Origin of the sequence: Caldalkalibacillus thermarum (genome assembly GCF_014644735.1) — a bacterium.
Lineage (GTDB): Bacteria > Bacillota > Bacilli > Caldalkalibacillales > Caldalkalibacillaceae > Caldalkalibacillus > Caldalkalibacillus thermarum.
In genome coordinates this window covers 1-19,194 of the sequence record NZ_BMKZ01000037.1, presented here as the reverse complement: position 1 = coordinate 19,194, position 19,194 = coordinate 1, and the positions used below count along the sequence as shown (strand labels likewise).

Here is a 19,194-nt window from a genome sequence, read left to right as displayed (position 1 = left end):
ATCCCTTTTAAAAAAATTTTGGAGTACAATTTTATTTTGGGTGTTGGCTCCCCACCCCGGCAAAATTGAGAAAAACAGGGAATAGATACGCCTTTTATTGTCCGACGGTTTGCAGTAATATGGTAGTTGGAGCACTCAAAGGAGAGAGATCAGCGATGCAACCCATTATTGAAGTGCGAAACTTGCGCAAGGAGTTTAAAACATATTCCAGCCGCAAAGGTCTGACAGGTGCGTTTCGGGATTTATTGACCCGTCGTTATAAAATCATCTCTGCGGTAGACGGTATCAGTTTTCAGATCCAGCCGGGAGAAATGGTGGGCTACATCGGTGAAAACGGCGCAGGCAAGTCCACCACCATTAAAATGTTGACCGGCATCTTAACGCCCACTTCCGGTTATATCCGGGTCAACGGGATGAATCCCCATAAAGAGCGGGAACAGTTTGTGCGCACGATCGGCGTGGTCTTCGGGCAGCGTTCCCAACTGTGGTGGGACATTGCTGTTCAGGAGTCTTTTCGCTTGTTAAAAAAGGTATACCGGGTTTCGGACGAGGACTATGAGCAACACATGAGCCATGTCATCGAGACGCTGGACATCGGATCCCTGTTGGACAAACCGGTGCGCAAGCTGTCCCTTGGCCAGCGCATGCGGTGTGAACTGGCTGCTGCCCTGATCCATAATCCTCCTCTGTTGTTTCTGGATGAACCAACCATCGGCTTGGATGTCTTGGTTAAGCTTAAAATCAGGGAGTTTCTGAAGGAAATTAACCGTAAATACAACACCACCATTATGCTGACCACCCACGATATGACCGATATTGAAGCTTTGTGCGAGCGGGTGATCATGCTGGATGAGGGCAAGATTATATATGACGGTGAGCTGGAGCGCTTACGAGAGCAGTGGGCAGAAGGGAAAGAAGTGCAGTTCCGCTTCGGCCAGTCCGTCGACCAATTAACCCTCCGGCAAATCACCACACACTTGCCGGTGGAATGGTCACCTGGTGAAAAAGCAAATCTGTGGGTAGCCAAGGTGCGCAATGAACAAGTGATTGCCGAACTGATCCGTCAGGTGACGGCACACTTTAAGATTTTGGATATGCAAGTCAACCAGGTCTCCACTGAGGAAATTATCCGCAACATCTATGAAGAAGGGATCAAGCATGGTTAGCATGTACTTGGAGATGATCCGCATCCGCTTTTTGATGATGCTGGCTTACCGCACCAATTATTACAGCGGCATCTTGATCTACAGCATCAACATCGGGGCCTATTATTTTTTGTGGACAGCTATCTACAGCGGGCAGGAATCGCTGGGGGGATTAACGGTCACCCAAATGACGACGTATGTGGCGGTGGCCTGGATGGCCAGGGCCTTCTATTTTAACAACATTGACCGGGAGATTGCCCAGGAGATACGGGAAGGAAAAGTCGCGGTGGAAATGGTCCGTCCCTATCACTACTTGACCATGAAAACCATGCAAGGATTGGGGGAAGGGCTGTTCCGCCTCTTTTTCTTCTCAGCTCCCGGCTTGTTGATTGTCTGGCTGGTTTTTCCCTTAGATTTTTCGGCCAGCGGCTGGACCTGGTTCATGTTCGCTCTATCCCTGGTGTTCAGTTTCATCATTAATACGCAGCTGAACCTGATGACCGGTCTGTTAACCTTTTTCTTTTTCAACAATGATGGTTTGATCCGGGCCAAACGGATTGCCATTGACCTGTTTTCGGGCCTGATCCTGCCCATTTCCTTTTATCCGGGCTGGGCCCAAACGGTCATGGGGTATCTTCCGTTTCAGGCCATCAGTTACATTCCCAGTATGATTTTTACCGAAGCATTTACCGGCCAAGAAGTTTGGAGTGCCATCCTGTTCCAGGCACTGTGGGCCGCATTGCTCGTCGTTCCTCTTCAAGTGCTGTGGCTCCTGGCCAAAAAACAACTCGTGGTCCAAGGAGGGTAGGCCATGTATGATCTCTCCATTTTTTGGCACTATACCTTGCAGTATCTGAAAACCAGAATGGCTTACCGGGTGGATCTCTTTGTGGAACTGATGTCTGATTTGCTGTTTCAAGCGGTTAATCTGGTGTTCATTTTGGTCGTTTTCAGCCATACCCCCTTGCTTAACGGCTGGAGCCGGGAAGAGATTCTGTTTATCTACGGTTTCTTTCTTGTTCCCTATGCCATTTTCTCCGCCTTTTTCAACATTTGGGATTTTAATGAGCGCTATATTGTCCAAGGTGAAATGGACCGTATCTTGACCCGTCCCATTCACAGCCTGTTTCAAGTGATTTTGGAGCGTATGGAGCTGGAGTCATTGTTTGGCGCGGTCACTGGCCTGGTTATTATGCTCTATGCCGGGGCTCAGCTGGGCTTGAGTGTGGCCTGGTATGATCCTTTCATCTTTTTGTTTATGGTGCTGGGCGGGGCTTGCATTTACGGCGGAGTATTTGTCTGTTTGGCCAGCATCAGCTTTTGGTCCGACAGCCGGACCGATATTATGCCCATGATGTACAATATTGCCAACTACGGGCGGTACCCGGTAGATATTTACCACCGGGTCATCCGCTTTGTGCTGACGTGGATTCTGCCCTTCGCCTTTGTGGGCGTCTATCCTTCTGCGTACTTCCTGGGGCGGGAAGAGTGGTATGGATATGCCTTTCTTACACCGCTGGTTGGCTTGTTGTTTTTAAGTTTGTCGATTTGGGTATGGAATCAAGGCGTGAAACGTTACCGCGGAGCCGGAAACTAGGCTGTCTTTTGCCTGGCGGAACATAATAAAAGAGGGCCTCTGCTGAAAGAGGCCTTCAGTCTGGTTTCTGTTTAAACTGAATTGGCTTCAAGGTTAAGCGGTGCCTGTTCCAACAGGAGCAGCTGCCGTTTAATTTCCAGACCGCCGCCGTACCCGACCAATGTCCCATTGGAACCGATCACCCTGTGGCAAGGGACAATAATGGGCACGGGATTTTTATTGTTGGCTCCGCCCACGGCCCGTACCGCTTGGGGTGTCCCGATTTGCTGGGCAATCTCTTTGTACGAACGCACCTCGCCATAAGGGATGGTGAGCAAGGCCTGCCAGACCCGCTTCTGAAACGGCGTGCCCACAAGATGCAACTCACATTGAAAGCGGGTACGGTTTCCAGTGAAATATTCATGCAACTGCTCTTGTTCTTCTCTTAAAGCTTCCTGATCATGAACCAAGCGGTCAAACAGAAAATGTTTGCGCGCCCAAGCGGCCAATGTGGCCAGCGTGTTTTCTCCCCGGCCAAAATCAATCGTGCACAGCCCCTTTGTTGTCCTGGCCAAGGTTAACATCCCCACCGGTGTCTCCAGCTCCGCATAGTAAATATTAAAGGTTGTAGACATATTTCTGTCCTTTACTCCTTATTGACGGCCTTGAGGTGAGTGGGTTTCTTCAAACATGCCTAAGGCCTGCTCAATTTCCGCCAGTACCTGCTCATCCTGTTCTTGCCGGTTGGCTTCCTCCAGTGCTTGCCGCCCTTCTTCTGTCCCGATTTTGCCCAAGGCCCAGGCCGCTGTGCCCCGGATGGCTGGACGGGGATCATTGTGCAGAAGATCAATCAGTTCGGGAACAGCTGATTCATCTTTGAAATTACCCAAAGCGATAATGGCATTGCGTTGCAAGGGCTTTTTCCCGCGCCAGGCTGATGAAGTGGGGCCAAACTTTTCCCGGAACTCCCGTTTGCTCATACGCAACAATGGTTTCAACAGGGGCTTGGCCACCTCCGGATCCGGCTCCATTTCCGGATGGTGGGTAAAGTTTTTCTTGTGGTTGACGGGACACACCACCTGGCACGTGTCACAACCATACAACCGGTTGCCCATCTTCTCCCGAAAAGCTGCAGGCACAAAATTCTTAACCTGCGTCAAATAGGCAAGGCATTTGGTGGAGTCCAGTTGGCCTGGCTGCACTAAAGCACCGGTCGGACAGGCGTCAAGACATTTGGTGCAGCTGCCGCACGATTCAGTGACGGGCTGATCAGGCTCAAAGGGAATGGAGGTCAGCATCTCGCCCAGATACACCCAGGAACCAAATTCTTTGGTAATAATGGCGGTGTTTTTGCCGCTCCAGCCAATACCTGCCCGCTCGGCCACGGCCCTGTCAGATAAAGCCCCGGTATCGACCATCGATTCACAGCGGGCATCCGGCACTTTACTTTTGATAAATGCCTCCAGCTTGATTAGCTTATCCCGCAAAATATGGTGGTAATCAAGCCCCCATGAGGCCCGGCACAGGATGCCCCGGTAAGCCCCTTTCCTGGACCGGGGCGGATTTTTCAGGCGGGAAGGATACGCCAGGGCGATGGCAATAATCGATTTGGCTTCCGGTAAAATTTTAGTGGGCGTGGTCCTTTTGTCGATGTCCGGTTCCTCAAAACCGGATTCATAACCCAGTTCCCGGTGGCGTAGCAAACGCTGCTTCAATTCGTCAAAGGGATCAGCAGAAGCAAAGCCGATTTTATCAATGCCGATCGAGCGGCTGTATTCGATAATCTCCTGTTTTAATTGTCTGAGGTCAATACGCTGTTCAGTTTGAGCCAGCCCCATGGCGCTCCCTCCTTTCTCTAAGATGTAAGTTGTGTCTCGGGTAATTATAGTGATTATTTTGGAATAGCTGCCACGGCCAACTGATCGCACCGATTATTCCATTTGTTATCGGCATGACCTTTGACTTTATAAAAGCTCACTTCATGCTTGCGCGTCAGTTCCAGCAAGGCTTGCCACAGTTCTTTGTTGGCCACCGGCTGTCCGGTGCTGTTTTTCCAGCCGTTTTGTTCCCATTTGGTGTACCACTTTTGCTGAAATCCGTTGACCATATAGGCCGAATCACTGTACAGTTTTACCTTACACGGTTCTTTAAGGGCTTTCAACCCCTCAATCGCTGCCGTCAGTTCCATCCTTTGGTTTGTCGTGTATTCACTTCCACCACTCAGCTCTTTGACGTGCTGGCCGTAAATTAAGATGGCTGCCCATCCCCCCGGGCCAGGATTGCCGGAACAGGCTCCATCTGTATAAATGGTCACTTCCTTCATGCAGCACCGACTCCTTTTTTATTCAACATAACGCTTTCTGTCCTCTGGTGCAAGCAAGAAAAAAGACCAGCGGATTCGCCGCAGGCCTTTCGTATGAATTTTTTCGTATGAATTTAATGTTTTTCCACCAATTCTTCAACTGGAACCTCACGCTCTTGTTCCGGATTGTCGCAAGGATAAATGCGAGCGGTTCCCCGCTCTTCATCCACCCGTTGGATCCAAATGGGTTCTCCATGGTGTAAAACAACAATTTCATCCGTAGACTCCACGATCTGTTTGGCTCGTCCAACGTTCATGGCTGACACCTTCCTCTTAGGATCTTTATTTACAGTATGAGCCGACAAGTGAAAAGTATGCACTTGATGGAGGTGATGAGGTTCACAAGTAGAGGAAGGTCCGCTATACTTTGAACAAAAGGGTTGGAAAAAGATCCCGCAACAGAGAGGTGTAAAAAGTGCAATTAACCATTGATGAAATCATCACGTCTAAACTTCCCCACTTGAAAATCGGCCTGATTCGCTACCGAGGCGCAACCGTTTCTGAGTCCCCCAAAATGCTAAAGGGACGGATTGAGCTGTTTTTGGAGCAATTAAAGACGGAACATGAGCTGGCCAACATCAGCCAGATCCCCCAGATTGACTATTTTCGCCAATGTTTTAAAGCGTTGGGAATTTCCCCTTCCAAGTACCGTCCAAGTTCAGAAGCTTTGTTGCGCCGCGTGCTGCAAGGCAAGCCTTTTCCTTTCATTCACTCCGCTGCTGATGTCAATAATTTCGTCTCATTGTACTATCTCATGCCTTGCGGGCTCTATGACGCCGATCAGCTGTCTGGAAGCCACTTGACCATGCGCCTGGGGCTTCCTGGTGAAACCTATGTCTCTTTGGCAGGCAAAGAAACTTCCGCCGAAGGCAAGTGGATCACAGCCGATCAAAGAGGACCATTCGGCAGCCCGATCATTGACGCGGACCGGACCAAAACAACTCTCAGCACGACCAATATGCTCCACATTCTCTATCTTCCCGACCGTCAAAAAGACGATCAAGATCCCCTGTCCGTGCTGCAGGCTATAGCAGATCTTTTTGTACAGATGAACGGGGGAGACGTGGTGGACATGAAGGTTATTTAGCCAGCTGCTAGTTTTCTGGGGTTAGTTACAGGAAACAGCCTCCGGCTCAGGAGGCTGGAGGCCAGTGATTAGAACGGCTATGGGGAGCCCATGTCCCTGTTGCTGCCCTTTTGCGCCGTCTGCGCCGATACAAGTAAATGGCCAAGATGACAAACAGTGAGAGATACCACCAACGGGCCATCACAGAAACAATGCTCTTTTTCATACCATCGTCGATCAGCTCTTCCACGGCCACGAACAGCTGGTTCTCGTCATCCAAACTTTGTGTGCTCACACTGGCTTTAGCATCCGCACTGACGTTAGTAGCTTCTGGTAACTCCCGGGAATACAGGTAGCGGACAGGTGCCTGGACCTGAACATCGTCTTCTCTGGTCAGGACCAAATGACCGGCCAGCATATTTTTAACAAACGGGGGCGTTGAATAGGTTAATTCCAAGTGTTCATCCCATTGGATCTCTTCTTGGCCATTCTTGGGAAGGGTCATGTAAACATCCTGTTCAAGCTGAAAGACATGTTCCTGCCCGTAAAGTGTTTCGGTGACGTATTCCCCTTTGCTCCGCACTTTCACAGTTTCATAGTGTTCAAACCCGTAATCTAAGAGCACAATTGCTTCTTGCCACAGATTGTTTCGCTGACTCGCTTTAAGCAAGACAACTATCAGTTCGGTCCCTTCTCTTTCAGCCGATGCAACGAATGTTTGCCCTGCAGCGCTGGTATAACCGGTTTTCACACCTGTTGTCCCCTCATAATCCCATAGAAGGCGGTTGGTATTGACCAAACTGGAGTGCCATTCTTCACCAAACCACGGCATTGTTTTGGTGGTCACAATTTGGCGAAACAACGGATTGCGAAGGGCATACTGGGCAATTTTAGCCATATCCTGTGCTGTTGTATAGTGATCGTCATCATGGAGGCCATGTGGATTGACAAAATGGGTATTCGTTGCGCCAATTTCCTTTGCTTTGGCATTCATCATTTCAGCAAAACCTTCTACACTGCCGCCTAAATGCTCCGCGATGGCAATGGCCGCATCATTTCCCGAATTGAGCATTAAACCATACACCAAGTCAAGCAGAGGTTTTTCTTCCCCTTCGGCCAGGTAAATCCGGTTGCCAATGGCGTGCCTGGCCCGTTCGGACGTCACAACCAACTCGTCCAGTTGTCCCGATTCCAAAGCGAGAATTGCCGTCATGATTTTAGTGATGCTGGCCGGATAAAATGTTTGCTCCGCATTTTTGCTGTACAATATTTCTCCCGTTTTAGCGTCCATCAAGACAATTCCCTCGGCCGTAAACGGATACTGGTCAATGTCTGATGCTTGTGAGGCTGAAGGAAACGTACCAATGCTTGTAAGGATTATAGAAATGATAAGGATCCATTGCAGGCAAAAACGGATAGGGTGTTTAGCAGTCATTTTTTCCACTCCATCATCATCACCGTGTGAGCTATTTCCGCTATCAATCTTTATTTATTATACTTGACCCCTCCTTATCAGTAAACACAGATCCAGTTTTTCCCTTACGAAGGCTAAAAATAAAAAACGCGACTCCTTGTATTTTAGTCATACAAGAAACCGCGTTAAGCAAGCGTTATGTATGGTGGTAGATGGTGCCGGTGGTGAGAGTCGAACTCACACTCCCGAAAGGGAACACGATTTTGAGTCGTGCGCGTCTGCCAATTCCCAAAAACCGCTTTATATCAACCTTTTTTGGCGACTGCCATTTTTCAGGGACACACGATTAAGCCTTTTCCCTTGACTGAAAATGTGGTGAATCGTGTGACCTGTCCACATTTTAACATGAGTCATTATCTTTGGCAAGGATTATTGTATAATAGATGTATAAGATGGCAGTGGCAGGTGAGTTTTGAAGTGAAAAATACACTTATTGACGAGAGTCTCCCGCGTAAAGCAATCGTGAGAGAAAGAAACTGGTTTAAAGCGTTTTTTCGTAAATTAGCCGAAGAAGGCATCATTACTGAAACAGAATATAAAGTTTTATACTGGCACAAAATCAGAGGACTGAAACAGAAAGAGGCGGCCCAGCGTCTTGATTTAACTATCGACCAAGTTAAAAAAGCTGTATACAGAGGAAAAAGAAAGCTAGTTGATAAAGCAGATGCTTTTCAGGTTATCTGGGAGGAATTTAAATGGTTTCACGACAGAAATAGCATGAGATTGTCATGGGAAGAAGAACGAAGGATGAGGCTTGATAGCAATTATTTACCGGTATCCTATCCAGAATGGGAGGGCTTATGGTTAGATTTTTTTCCGGACAGTCATTGGCTTGAAAGAAAACTGAAGGAGATAGGAACAAACAGGTATAGTGATATAAAGAAGAAATCAGAGAAAGAAGAAAAAGAACGAAAAAGGATAATGCAGAAACTTTTGGCCGAGTTGCCCCCATATTTACGAGAAGACTTGCTACAAAATGAATAAATCGAAACATATGTTTGTCATGCAAATGTCGTACACTCGCCAACTATTTATGAAAGTTTTTTTCTTTGCTTAGTTTGTTGACATAGGTGGCACTTTTTTGATATATTGGTGGTGGATAAGTATGTTTACCAGTGCTAAGGGAACTAACCAAAGTTGAGACAGTAATAAATCCATATAATTAAAAACCGAATAATTCTTGCCTGAGGGAACAACCAAATACAGATAGTCCGACCGGACAACCGGAGGACACCATCACCGCAGACGCGGGATTGGTGTCCTTTTTGTTTTGTTCAATATTGTCCAAAACAGGAGGTGACAACCATGACCAAGCTCGAATATCTCCGCAGGATGCGCGGTATCAGCCAAAAGGAACTGGCTGAAAACCTAGGCATCAGCCCCACTATCATTGTTCAGATTGAAAGACACCACAGAGCCGCATATCCAAAGTTGCGGAAAAATGTAAGCCTGTATTTTGGCATTGAAGAAGACCGCTTGTTTGATGAGCGGGGATGGGCAAAACCAATGGAACTGGTGGAGATTTAAAAATAAAACTCCCGCTCCCAAACAAGCCGGAGCGGGAAAAGGAGGTTTTACTATGCGCTTACCTGTCAAAGTAAAAGGCAAAGTTATCGGTTATACAGAAAAAGGCGTTTTTATCAAACCAGTCAAAAGCAGTCGCCACTATTTTGAGAAATACGATGGCTATGCCGTCCAGGCGTCTGTCGTGCCGACACTCAGACGCAGGAATGTGCATACCATCCGGCTGATAGAAGACGGAACAAGGGAATACACCATTTCCCTGGCCGACTTCCTTCGGCACGGCAAGCTTGTCGACTATGGGCATGGTGAACAGATTGTCTGTCCATTGGAATACTGGACAGGCGATGCCGAACCGCAGGAACATATTGAACAGTTGGCTTTATTCTAAACAACAAGGCCGGTGCTGTTTAGTACCGGCTACCAAAAAAGAAATGAAAGGAGACACTCATTATGACTTATCCTTATCATATCACAAACGATTTTGATTTAAAAGCGAAACTGGAAAACCTCTTGCCTCATCCCATCCGTTGGAAAGGCGTCCAAGGCATGACCAGGTGCCCGTTTCACGATGACCGCAATCCTTCTTTTACTGTCAATGTGGAAAAAGGCGTCTGGCACTGTTTTGCCGGATGCGGGAGCGGGACAGTGCAGGAACTGGTCAAACGTTTGGGTGGTGACCTAAAGAGTAAACCCAAGCAACGCAAACACCAGCATGAATATGTCTATACGGACGCAGAAGGAAACCCCGTGCTAATGGTTGCCAGGGATGATGCGCCACAGGGGAAGCGTATCGTTCAGTATCACCATAAGGATGGCCAATGGTACACAGGAAAAGGACACGCCAAACCTGTACCTTACAACTTGCCTTTGCTCATCAGAGCCATTGAGGCGGGGAATCCTGTTTTTGTGGTGGAGGGGGAAAAATGTGCTGATGCGCTGAGCGCTTTCCAGTGCCCTGCCACCACCAATGCCGGAGGCGCAGGCAAATGGCCACAGGATGAGACGTATAACGCTTATTTCAAGGGTGCTGATGTCATCCTCATTCCAGACAATGATGAAGTTGGCAAAAAGCACATGATACAGGTAGCGCAAGCGTTGAAGCCGTTTGTGAACAGCATGAAATGGCTGAACCTGGACGTGCCGGAAAAGGGAGACGTCTATGATTGGCTGAAAGCCGGTCATACGCCAAAGGAATTATGGGAGTTGGCCAAGGAGGCAGAAACCTATGAGCCCCCCGCTCCCTTGACCGTGATTGAAGGCGGCAGGGATGTCGTCCGCCAAAAATACTTTGACGGCGGGAAGTTTGTTCCTGCCTGGCTGGCAGAGGACATCATGAGGGATGTTCCTGTACTTTTTGACACTCAACAGCTTTTCATCTATCAGGATGGTGTCTATGTGCCCGATAACGGCGACTGGTATGTGAAAAAACTGTGCCAAGACCGTCTAGGCATTGAATACCGCCAGAACAGGGAAGCCGAAACAATTGCCTATATCAAGCGTTCAGCACTGATTGACACAGACCGACTTAACCCCGATGACGGACTTATCAATGTACGCAATGGGCTTTTGAACTGGAGAAGCGGGAAGTTATTGCCTCATACCCACGAGCGGCTGAGTACCATCCAATTGCCTGTGGAGTACCATCCCAATGCCAAGTGCCCACATATCCAAAAATTTTTGCAAGAAGTGATGCCTGGCGATGCGATACCGGTTGTCCTGGAGTTTTTGGGCTATTGCCTGGTTACACACACACGCTACGAAAAGGCCCTTATGCTGACCGGCACGGGAGCCAATGGCAAAAGTGTGTTCATCCATCTGCTTACCGCGCTAGTTGGTAAGGAAAATGCTGTTTCTGTTCCCTTTCAGGAACTGGCTGACAGCCGGTGGAAACGTGCCGACTTACAAGGCAAGTTGGTCAATACATTTGCCGACATCAGCCACAAAGCCGTGGAAAACAGTGGTGTGTTTAAAGCGATTGTTTCAGGGGATACGATTGATGCCGAACGAAAAGGCAAAGACCCCTTTTACTATCAACCGTTTGCCAAGCTGGTGTTCAGTGCCAATGAACTGCCGTCCAGCTTGGATGTGTCGGATGGATATTTTAGGCGTTGGCTGATTGTGCCGTTCCCTAACCGTTTTGAAGGGAAAAAGGCGGACAAGAAGCTTTTGGACAAACTGACCACACCAGAAGAATTAAGCGGCTTGCTCAACCTGGCCGTGGAAGGATTGCGGCGTTTGGACAGCCAAGGCGACTTTAGCCACAGTGAGACTGTTCACAATATGGTTGAGCAGTACCGCCAGGATGTGGACAATGTCACAGCGTTTGTTAATGAGTGCTGTCTGGTGGACGATGATGCCGCTGTTCCCAAAACAGAATTATATGAAGCATACCAGGCTTTTTGTGAGGAAAACGGCATGCGGCCGCTGGGCAGGAACCGATTCAACAGGCGGTTGAAAGAGGTTGTTACTGGTATCAAGGAAGACAAGAACAGCGGCATAAGGAAGTGGAAGGGTATCTGTCTTGCCAATCACGACAACCTCGACACAAGGGGAGGGTATATATGGATATAATTGTAATTCATAAGACGTTTTTTAAGCCAATAAGACGGTTTTAAGACGGGTTTAAGACGTTTTTTGAAGTGCCACAAACCGCTTAACGACAAGCTTTATAGCGATTTTAAGACGGTTAAGACGGTTTTTTCCCTACTTAGGGAGAAACGGCTTCCCAAGAAAAATGACCAAGGTGTTTCTGGCTAAGTGTGAAAAACCCCGTCTTTTCCGTCTTACCCATCATCCAAACAGCGTTCAACCCCTTGAGACACAAGGGTTTTCGGCGATGACGCTTTTTTTAAAAAAACGTCTTAAAAAACGTCTTTTCAGCCTCAAAAACGTCTTATACCAGAAAGGATGAAACCATATCATGACAGAAATTGCCGATATTATCCAACAATATACCCATATAGGGTATATGCTCAAAACAGACGGTTTCAGGCTGGGTGTTCCCAAACAGATGCCTCGTGAACAGGCAGAGCTATTGTTCCAACACAAGCGGGAGGTGATAGCCTATCTGTGTGACAAAGAAGCTAAACAGGCTGGCTTTGTCATAGGCGTTCCTGGTGAAATCTACTTTGCCACTGTCAGGCGTGACGTTGGCTATGAGATGACCGTGTATATGGAGCGACAAGGAACGACATGGCAAGTATGGCGGGAGACATACACCAAAGGCAAACCAACAGCGACAAAGGACATCTATAGCGGGACAAGCTTCACAACCGCATTGCAGAAGGCTATAAGGTACATTCAGGCTGTCAGGAGGTGAAAAGGATGCTACAGATTTAACTGGATGACAAAACAACTCAAACGTTGCTGAAAACAGCCAAACTCAGGAACTGTGCTCCAGAGGAAGTGGCCAGGGACATCCTAACAGCTTATGCTGATTTGGAATACGACATGGAGCGACTCAAAAGACTGGTGTTCTATTGAGTCCATAATTGGCACTTTTGGTAGCCCTAAAAAAAGGATGCCCTGTATTAAGTCTATAAGCCTCATAGACAGACTTTTGTGCAGAGTTAATATCTCCCTATTGGCTTAGCATAAAAACGGCTTACAGAGGATTCTAGTGGCCATATAGAGGGTGTAAGGCGAGAAATGCGAGCCCTAAAAAAAGAAGCAGTCCAATCTGAGAAACCGGAGTCCCTAAAAAGGAGGTAATCATATGTGGAGTGAATTGTTACTCTTTGTGTCGCTGATAACTTATCTGATAGCGTTAAAGCTTATACTGAAACTGCACAAGCTCACATCACGGTTAGCCCACAAGATGGATAGCACAATCAAGGCACTGAAGGATGAACCGGAGGTTACCAAAACAAACCCCATGCACTGGTAAAGCGGGACATCCTTTGTTTCAGTTTAAGTTAGGGTGCCAGTGTGGACACAGGCCAGTTAGAACAAAAACGAACACTAAAAAAAGAGAGATAATCCCTGTGTGAGAGTTTGCGAGAATATAAAAAAGGCACTTTGAACAACTTAGGACACTAAAAAAAGAGGTGGTCAACATGAACAGAGCTGAGCAACTGGTTCGCAAGTATGCTGAACGTTATCAGGTCAGTAAAGCAGAGATTAGGGAAGTGATAGAGTCTGGCATCCGTAATGGCATGACGATGGAACAGATTGAAGTGGGCATTAAAATAGCGTTTGGTCGAGGAAGGGAATTGTTCAGCGCTGAGGATATAGCCAAAGCTTTATGTATCAGCAGGGACGAAGCCCAGGAGATGCTGGATAACTATGTCTCCAGCTTAAAGGCCAAAGGATTAAATCCTGCTGATTATGGTGTGATAGAGCTTTAATGGTAACAAAAGTAACGCCCTAAAAAAGGACGCATAATCCGCAGTCCCTAAAACACGCAACTTCACGCACAAAAAAAAGAGAAATCCCAGCCCCTAAAGGAGATGGTCATATGTGGAGTGAGTTGTTACTCTTTCTGTTGCTGGTGGCTTATGTGGTGGCCGTGGACTTTGTAATAAAACTGCATAAGCGCACATCACGAAAACACACCAAAACAACCCCATGCAAAGGTGTAAAAACAGCAGATACATCAGGGGATGATTCACAATCACGTCCCTTATAGGGTGTCGGTTGAAGCTATCCCATATGAGGTAACTTTGGCTTACCTCACAGGACGTGCCAATGGTGTCACGTCCTTATTCTTTTTCTGCTTTGTCCGAATTTAAGACGAAGCCCTAAGTTAAACTTAGTCCGTTATGGGCTTGATTTAATCCAGCCTTTTTAATGATTTACCCCTTTAATGTAATAAAGGGAATTTTGTTCGCAGAAGACTGCCCGTGCGGTTACCGGCAAGAGGCTTCTGGAAATCGGAACCCCCCTACAGGGGGATTGTGTTTAATACAAACCCCTTGCCTGATGAAAACAAAAAAGGAGCGGGTGTGCCCCGCTTCTATTGCGAATCCAACAGGCGTTCCCTTTCCTGGCGCAAGTGCTCAATCTGTTTCAAGATGCGCTTCCTTTCCTCAGGTGGACATTTTTTGTTCATAGCTCTTAAGGCAAGTTTAGTGTGTTCCCTGGCAATCATTAAAAGACGGTTAAGCGCGTCATCAGGAAGGCGGTAAATCTTCACTTGTCCAGCCTCCTAATGCGCGTCTTTTTGGGCAACAGCTTATGCACTGGACTGGATTGGGCATGCACATCGCGCAAATCATTTTGAGTGAGATAAACATATCTTTTTGTCATTGACATGTCGGTATGCCCCAGGATACGTTGCAAGGCAAAGACATTACCGCCATTGCGCAAAAAGCGGATGGCAAAAGCATGGCGCAAATCATATGGACGAAGATTAATGCCCAGCGTTTGGGCATATTTTTTAATGCGCTTGTTCCAACAATGCCTGTCCATTGGTTGGCCATCTTCCTTGCAAAACAGCGGCGCATTAGCCCAATTTGCGGGACGGATATGCAACAGCTTTTGAATGCTTTTGGCGGTTTCCGGCAGAATGTATAACGTTCTGCCCAAACCGGTTTTGGATACATCTTCACGTATCGTCACTTGACGTGTCTTGATGTCAATATCGGCTGGTTTCAATCTGAAAGCTTCAGCGGGACGGATGCCCGTATCCAGTGTCAATAAAATCAAGGCATAGTCCCTTAATCCGCAATAGGTTTTCAAGTCCGGCAGGCGCAAAAGCTGTTGCAACGTCTCATCCGGTATGTCAACAATACGTTCAGATGTTTTCCTTGATTTAAACTGTTTTAATGGATTGACGCTCAAATATTGTTCCGAGACACACCAATCCAGAAAAGCCCGCAGATAGACCAACCGCAGGTTATAGGTGTAAGGACTGACATTTTCCGAAAGATGCTTAATCAAACCGCGCTTCAATCGCTGTTCATCATTCCATGTGCCGCGAAACTGCCGGAAAAAGCGTTCAATATGGTTGCGGTATCCCTGCAATGTAGCCGGACGAACGCCCGAAGCCTGTTTAATAGCCAGAAACTCCGTCATAGCCTCCTGCCAGGTAACATCATGTTCTGTGGCTGACACCATTTCAGACATAATAAAAACCTCCCTCGCGAACTGTTCAGGCAGTCGCAAAAGAGGTTGATTAACAGCGGAATCGAGTGACCTTTAACATGCCCCATTCAGGGTAACACGATTTAGTGTTTTAAATCTTTTTGTCTGAATTTTCTGCGAATCTCTAAAGTCTTGATATGATTGGGATTGGTGCCGGTGGTGAGAGTCGAACTCACACTCCCGAAAGGGAACACGATTTTGAGTCGTGCGCGTCTGCCAATTCCGCCACACCGGCACATTTTTGTTGGTATTACGCAATTATTCAAGATGCATTACCACAAAAGTCGTGGGTGTCCGTCGACAATGAATAATATATCACGGACGCAAACATAAGTCAACCCTGAATTATTCATAGAAAACTTTTGATTACTTTCTAATGCCTATCTATCAAGCATTTCAACCGAATTGATCATGCATCAAATAAATGAAAAAAGAATCCATTTCTGTTAAAGTTAAATCACGACAAAATAACCACAGAAAGGATTCTTATAATGGCTACTTTACCGCAATTAACGTTAGATTTCAATCGTCAAATTAAATTGTCAAATGATGGGGGTTCTCTTTCTTCTGATACAGGTGAATTTATCTTTAGGGAATTCGACGAGAAAATCGGATTCTCTAAAACCTTGGCTCGACATCTACATTTGAAAGACGATAGAAAATACCATGTTCATTCGAATGAAAATTTACTCCGTCAAAAGATTTATCAAATCATTGCTGGTTATGCTGAAGATGACAGTGCTGATCAATTGACGAATGATCCTGTCTTCACACAAATTATCGGGACCGACGCCTTAGCTTCTCAACCAAGTTTATCTCGGTTTTACACAAGATTTGATAACGAATCCATGGAACAATTAAATCAAGCGAACCAAGAGCTTTTAGATAAAGTACATACATTCAGGGGATCCAAAGCAATCATCTTTGACTTGGATTCAACACATGCTGACACATATGGTGAACAAGAATCGGCATCGTACAATACTCATTATGGAACGGTCGGTTTTCATCCGTTAGTTGCTTTTGATGGTATCACTGGCGATTTCCTTAAAGCGAAGCTACGACCAGGAAATGTTTATACTTCCAATGGTGTCGTTGATTTTGTAAAACCACTTATTGAACACTACAATGAAAAATTTCCAGAAACCACACCGTTTTTACGTGGAGATAGTGGATTTGCTGTCCCGGCTTTGTATGACTTATGTGAAGATGAGTCTGTCTATTACGTGATTCGTCTAAAATCAAACGCTATTTTACAGCGAATGGCAGATGAATTACATCCAGCAACGGAGATATCAGATGTTTCCATGTCTGAATGCTATTATGAGGAAATCGAATACCAGGCAAAATCATGGTCGAAGTCAAGAAAAGTCATCGTACAATCTGTTCGTCCTGCGGGTGAACTGTTTTTTACCCATTCCTTTTTTGTAACGAATTTAAAAGATGCATTCACTCCAGAAACTATCGTTCGTTCTTATCAAAAAAGAGGGACGATGGAGAACTATATCAAGGAAGCTAAAAACGGTTTTTATCTGGATAAAATGAACAGCCATTCTTTCCAGGTAAATGAAGTCAAAATGATGTTAAGTCTATTAGCGTACAACCTAACGAATTGGCTACGTACCCTTTGCTTTCCAAAAGGACGGAAAAGTATGCAAATCGAGACCATTCGTACAAGAATTATTAAAGTTGCGAGTAAATTAGTAAAATCAGGACGATCCATCTACTTTAAATTGTCCTCTAGTTTTGTGTACCAAAAATTCTTTTGGGAAGTACTTCAGCGAATTCAACGTCTTAAGCTAGAATAATTCAATTGAATAGCTGTTTTTTAAAAGGATGAAAGACCAAGGGGGTAGTATGCCCAAAATCAGGATTTTACTACCATTCACCTTTATCATTTATCATATTTATCGAAATTAACAGCTCTTACTTGTTTAGATAACAAAAAATCATTGGATTTGGTATCAAATTAAATCTTCATTGGAAGTATGAATAATTCAGGGTCAACCTGTTTTTCATGTATAACCGCACCAAATTTTGGGCAGGGTATCGTCAAGAATCATCTAAAATAAATTAACTTCTTACCTTAGTTTTCCTTATTTTGTCCATTTTTAATCCATTTTTAACAAGTATGTATATACCCCGGTTATTTTATGCAGCATAACTTCTCTGAGGCCAAAAACATTGAATGATCTACTATAGTGCAAATAACGCTCCTTCTTATGGACAAAATAAAAAACCTTTCCGTTTTCCAACTTGCATTATCTTATAATGCAAAGTTGAAACAGAAGGGGTTGCGTAATTGCCGTCGCGTATTTATGGTTTTTGGAGTGGAGGCGGCACCCGGATTCGAACCGGGGATAAAGGTTTTGCAGACCTCTGCCTTACCACTTGGCTATGCCGCCACTTTAAATAAATGTAAAAATGGAGCGGAAAACGGGATTCGAACCCGCGACCCCCACCTTGGCAAGGTGGTGCTCTACCCCTGAGCTATTTCCGCTCGTATAGATGGCTGGGCTGGCTGGATTCGAACCAGCGCATCACGGGGCCAAAACCCGTTGCCTTACCACTTGGCTACAGCCCAACAGTGAAGTATGGGGCGACTGATGGGATTCGAACCCACGAATGCCGGAGCCACAATCCGGTGCGTTAACCACTTCGCCACAGCCGCCACGTTATTTTAAATGGCAGGGGCAGTAGGAATCGAACCCACATTTGCGGTTTTGGAGACCGCCGTTCTACCATTGAACTATGCCCCTGCAATATGATCTCTTTAAGATGGTGGAGGGGGACGGATTCGAACCGCCGAACCCAGAGGGAGCAGATTTACAGTCTGCCGCGTTTGACCACTTCGCTACCCCTCCACGTGTGAATATGGTGCCGGCGAGAGGAATCGAACCCCCAACCCACTGATTACAAGTCAGTTGCTCTACCAATTGAGCTACACCGGCACGCATGCTTGACTGTTTATCAAAATCTTAAGTGGTGGCTCGGGACGGAATCGAACCGCCGACACGAGGATTTTCAGTCCTCTGCTCTACCGACTGAGCTACCGAGCCAGAGACAGTAGTTAATATAACACAGGATTTCAGATGCTGTCAATTGCTTTTTTGTGATTCATAATCTTTAGAGCCAATGAAAATAAATGGCGGAGCTGACGGGATTCGAACCCGCGATCTCCTGCGTGACAGGCAGGCATGTTAGGCCTCTACACCACAGCTCCACAGCGAGAAATGGCAATAATATTGGTTGCGGGGGCAGGATTTGAACCTGCGACCTTCGGGTTATGAGCCCGACGAGCTACCAGACTGCTCCACCCCGCGCCATTGGCTAAACACCAAGCAAAAAAGATGGTGGAGGGTGACGGGATCGAACCGCCGACCCCTTGCTTGTAAGGCAAGTGCTCTCCCAGCTGAGCTAACCCTCCACATTGGTGACCCGTAGGGGATTCGAACCCCTGAATGCCGGCGTGAAAGGCCGGTGTGTTAAGCCACTTCACCAACGGGCCACGTTATGGCGGAGAGGGAGGGATTCGAACCCTCGAGACGGGTTATCCCCGTCTACACGATTTCCAATCGTGCTCCTTCGGCCAGCTCGGACACCTCTCCTTGCTATATACCGGTGTTTTTTAATGCTGTCCACCGGCGACGACAGATAATAATATAACATGTCTTTTGCGGTTAGTCAACCGTTAAGATGAGAGTAATTTTTTTTCAAAAGATCCATTATTATCCTATGTTATTATGTTTTGTAAATCAGGATGTTTTCAGGTTTATCATAAATTTCCGAGAAGACCCCCACTTCTAAACGAAGTGTAAGTGGGGGATGAATCGGAGCAAACATATGTTTTCCTTCTGAAACAGAAATGGTATATTAAAACCAGGAGGGAAAATCTATGCAGAAAGCGTATCGTTTTCGCCTGTATCCCAATCAAAAACAACAAAATCTGATCCATAAAACATT

20 protein-coding genes and 14 tRNA genes are annotated in these 19,194 nt (G+C 46.4%); 13 read left to right on the top strand and 21 right to left on the bottom strand.

Annotated features, from left to right (window positions below; genetic code table 11):
• The first annotated feature begins 155 nt into the window (after positions 1–155).
• Genes IEW48_RS13085 through IEW48_RS13075 form a run of 3 tightly spaced genes read left to right on the top strand, consistent with a single transcriptional unit; the run spans position 156 to position 2,742 of the window.
• On the top strand, positions 156–1,166 hold the full coding sequence (locus IEW48_RS13085; RefSeq protein ID WP_188624134.1) for an ABC transporter ATP-binding protein: 1,011 nt from the start codon (positions 156–158) through the stop codon (positions 1,164–1,166).
• Positions 1,159–1,953 (top strand): ABC transporter permease, encoded by a 795-nt coding sequence (locus IEW48_RS13080; RefSeq protein WP_007503303.1) that lies wholly within the window; start codon positions 1,159–1,161, stop codon positions 1,951–1,953. Before IEW48_RS13085 ends, IEW48_RS13080 begins: the two co-directional genes overlap by 8 nt.
• Before the next feature lie 3 nt (positions 1,954–1,956).
• The gene (locus IEW48_RS13075; protein WP_188624133.1) at positions 1,957–2,742 is read left to right on the top strand and encodes an ABC transporter permease; all 786 of its coding nucleotides are present in this window, start codon (positions 1,957–1,959) and stop codon (positions 2,740–2,742) included.
• Positions 2,743–2,813: 71 nt separating this feature from the next.
• Here the strand turns inward: IEW48_RS13075 and IEW48_RS13070 are convergent, their stop codons facing one another.
• The 4 genes from IEW48_RS13070 to IEW48_RS13055 all read right to left on the bottom strand — a co-directional run bounded on the left by IEW48_RS13070 (position 2,814) and on the right by IEW48_RS13055 (position 5,340).
• The gene (locus IEW48_RS13070; RefSeq protein WP_188624132.1) at positions 2,814–3,356 is read right to left on the bottom strand and encodes a methylated-DNA--[protein]-cysteine S-methyltransferase; all 543 of its coding nucleotides are present in this window, start codon (positions 3,354–3,356) and stop codon (positions 2,814–2,816) included.
• Positions 3,357–3,374: 18 nt separating this feature from the next.
• Positions 3,375–4,532, bottom strand: coding sequence for a tRNA epoxyqueuosine(34) reductase QueG (gene queG, locus IEW48_RS13065; RefSeq protein ID WP_188624146.1), 1,158 nt, complete (start codon positions 4,530–4,532; stop codon positions 3,375–3,377).
• Positions 4,533–4,612: 80 nt separating this feature from the next.
• Entirely contained in the window at positions 4,613–5,044 is a 432-nt protein-coding gene (gene rnhA / locus IEW48_RS13060) for a ribonuclease HI (protein WP_188624131.1), read from the bottom strand.
• Positions 5,045–5,157: 113 nt separating this feature from the next.
• Positions 5,158–5,340, bottom strand: a complete 183-nt coding sequence (locus IEW48_RS13055) for an H-type small acid-soluble spore protein (RefSeq protein ID WP_007503291.1) — start codon at positions 5,338–5,340, stop codon at positions 5,158–5,160.
• Positions 5,341–5,498: 158 nt separating this feature from the next.
• Between IEW48_RS13055 and IEW48_RS13050 the strand changes: the two genes are divergently transcribed.
• Positions 5,499–6,170, top strand: a complete 672-nt coding sequence (locus IEW48_RS13050; protein WP_188624130.1) for a B3/B4 domain-containing protein — start codon at positions 5,499–5,501, stop codon at positions 6,168–6,170.
• Positions 6,171–6,216: 46 nt separating this feature from the next.
• Here the strand turns inward: IEW48_RS13050 and IEW48_RS13045 are convergent, their stop codons facing one another.
• The gene (locus IEW48_RS13045) at positions 6,217–7,584 is read right to left on the bottom strand and encodes a D-alanyl-D-alanine carboxypeptidase family protein (RefSeq protein WP_188624129.1); all 1,368 of its coding nucleotides are present in this window, start codon (positions 7,582–7,584) and stop codon (positions 6,217–6,219) included.
• Positions 7,585–7,833: 249 nt separating this feature from the next.
• On the opposite strand from IEW48_RS13045, the gene IEW48_RS13040 reads away from it, so the two are divergent.
• From IEW48_RS13040 to IEW48_RS13010, 7 genes are all read left to right on the top strand, one after another.
• Positions 7,834–8,607, top strand: a complete 774-nt coding sequence (locus IEW48_RS13040; protein ID WP_188624128.1) for a sigma-70 RNA polymerase sigma factor region 4 domain-containing protein — start codon at positions 7,834–7,836, stop codon at positions 8,605–8,607.
• Between the two features lie 321 nt (positions 8,608–8,928).
• Positions 8,929–9,150, top strand: coding sequence for a helix-turn-helix domain-containing protein (locus tag IEW48_RS13035; protein ID WP_188624127.1), 222 nt, complete (start codon positions 8,929–8,931; stop codon positions 9,148–9,150).
• A 52-nt stretch (positions 9,151–9,202) separates the two neighbouring features.
• Entirely contained in the window at positions 9,203–9,535 is a 333-nt protein-coding gene (locus tag IEW48_RS13030) for a hypothetical protein (protein ID WP_188624126.1), read from the top strand.
• 62 nt (positions 9,536–9,597) lie between these two features.
• Entirely contained in the window at positions 9,598–11,718 is a 2,121-nt protein-coding gene (locus IEW48_RS13025) for a phage/plasmid primase, P4 family (RefSeq protein ID WP_188624125.1), read from the top strand.
• A gap of 349 nt (positions 11,719–12,067) precedes the next feature.
• On the top strand, positions 12,068–12,466 hold the full coding sequence (locus tag IEW48_RS13020; protein ID WP_188624124.1) for a hypothetical protein: 399 nt from the start codon (positions 12,068–12,070) through the stop codon (positions 12,464–12,466).
• Positions 12,467–13,202: 736 nt separating this feature from the next.
• Entirely contained in the window at positions 13,203–13,493 is a 291-nt protein-coding gene (locus IEW48_RS13015) for a hypothetical protein (protein ID WP_188624123.1), read from the top strand.
• A gap of 110 nt (positions 13,494–13,603) precedes the next feature.
• Complete coding sequence (locus IEW48_RS13010) at positions 13,604–13,774, top strand: hypothetical protein (RefSeq protein ID WP_188624122.1); 171 nt, start codon at positions 13,604–13,606, stop codon at positions 13,772–13,774.
• Between the two features lie 327 nt (positions 13,775–14,101).
• Here IEW48_RS13010 and IEW48_RS13005 read toward each other — a convergent pair whose 3' ends face one another.
• From IEW48_RS13005 to IEW48_RS12995, 3 genes are all read right to left on the bottom strand, one after another.
• Entirely contained in the window at positions 14,102–14,281 is a 180-nt protein-coding gene (locus tag IEW48_RS13005) for a hypothetical protein (RefSeq protein WP_188624121.1), read from the bottom strand.
• The gene (locus IEW48_RS13000) at positions 14,278–15,213 is read right to left on the bottom strand and encodes a tyrosine-type recombinase/integrase (RefSeq protein WP_188624120.1); all 936 of its coding nucleotides are present in this window, start codon (positions 15,211–15,213) and stop codon (positions 14,278–14,280) included. Before IEW48_RS13000 ends, IEW48_RS13005 begins: the two co-directional genes overlap by 4 nt.
• Before the next feature lie 166 nt (positions 15,214–15,379).
• Positions 15,380–15,466 (bottom strand) — tRNA-Leu (locus IEW48_RS12995).
• A 256-nt stretch (positions 15,467–15,722) separates the two neighbouring features.
• On the opposite strand from IEW48_RS12995, the gene IEW48_RS12990 reads away from it, so the two are divergent.
• The gene (locus tag IEW48_RS12990) at positions 15,723–17,039 is read left to right on the top strand and encodes an IS1380 family transposase (RefSeq protein WP_188624119.1); all 1,317 of its coding nucleotides are present in this window, start codon (positions 15,723–15,725) and stop codon (positions 17,037–17,039) included.
• A gap of 523 nt (positions 17,040–17,562) precedes the next feature.
• Here the strand turns inward: IEW48_RS12990 and IEW48_RS12985 are convergent.
• The 13 genes from IEW48_RS12985 to IEW48_RS12925 form a co-directional block, all read right to left on the bottom strand.
• Positions 17,563–17,636, bottom strand: a tRNA-Cys gene (locus IEW48_RS12985).
• Between the two features lie 20 nt (positions 17,637–17,656).
• Positions 17,657–17,731 (bottom strand) — tRNA-Gly (locus tag IEW48_RS12980).
• Positions 17,732–17,740: 9 nt separating this feature from the next.
• Positions 17,741–17,815: transfer RNA gene (locus tag IEW48_RS12975), tRNA-Gln, on the bottom strand.
• 11 nt (positions 17,816–17,826) lie between these two features.
• Positions 17,827–17,902, bottom strand: a tRNA-His gene (locus IEW48_RS12970).
• Positions 17,903–17,916: 14 nt separating this feature from the next.
• Positions 17,917–17,990 (bottom strand) — tRNA-Trp (locus tag IEW48_RS12965).
• Positions 17,991–18,010: 20 nt separating this feature from the next.
• Positions 18,011–18,095: transfer RNA gene (locus IEW48_RS12960), tRNA-Tyr, on the bottom strand.
• Positions 18,096–18,106: 11 nt separating this feature from the next.
• Positions 18,107–18,182, bottom strand: a tRNA-Thr gene (locus IEW48_RS12955).
• A gap of 32 nt (positions 18,183–18,214) precedes the next feature.
• A tRNA-Phe gene (locus IEW48_RS12950) sits at positions 18,215–18,290 on the bottom strand.
• An 87-nt stretch (positions 18,291–18,377) separates the two neighbouring features.
• Positions 18,378–18,454, bottom strand: a tRNA-Asp gene (locus tag IEW48_RS12945).
• Between the two features lie 23 nt (positions 18,455–18,477).
• A tRNA-Met gene (locus IEW48_RS12940) sits at positions 18,478–18,554 on the bottom strand.
• 28 nt (positions 18,555–18,582) lie between these two features.
• Positions 18,583–18,658: transfer RNA gene (locus IEW48_RS12935), tRNA-Val, on the bottom strand.
• Between the two features lie 4 nt (positions 18,659–18,662).
• A tRNA-Glu gene (locus tag IEW48_RS12930) sits at positions 18,663–18,739 on the bottom strand.
• A 6-nt stretch (positions 18,740–18,745) separates the two neighbouring features.
• Positions 18,746–18,839, bottom strand: a tRNA-Ser gene (locus tag IEW48_RS12925).
• Between the two features lie 287 nt (positions 18,840–19,126).
• Between IEW48_RS12925 and IEW48_RS12920 the strand changes: the two genes are divergently transcribed.
• A partial coding sequence (locus IEW48_RS12920) for a helix-turn-helix domain-containing protein (RefSeq protein WP_188624145.1) occupies positions 19,127–19,194 on the top strand: 68 nt, incomplete at its 3' end.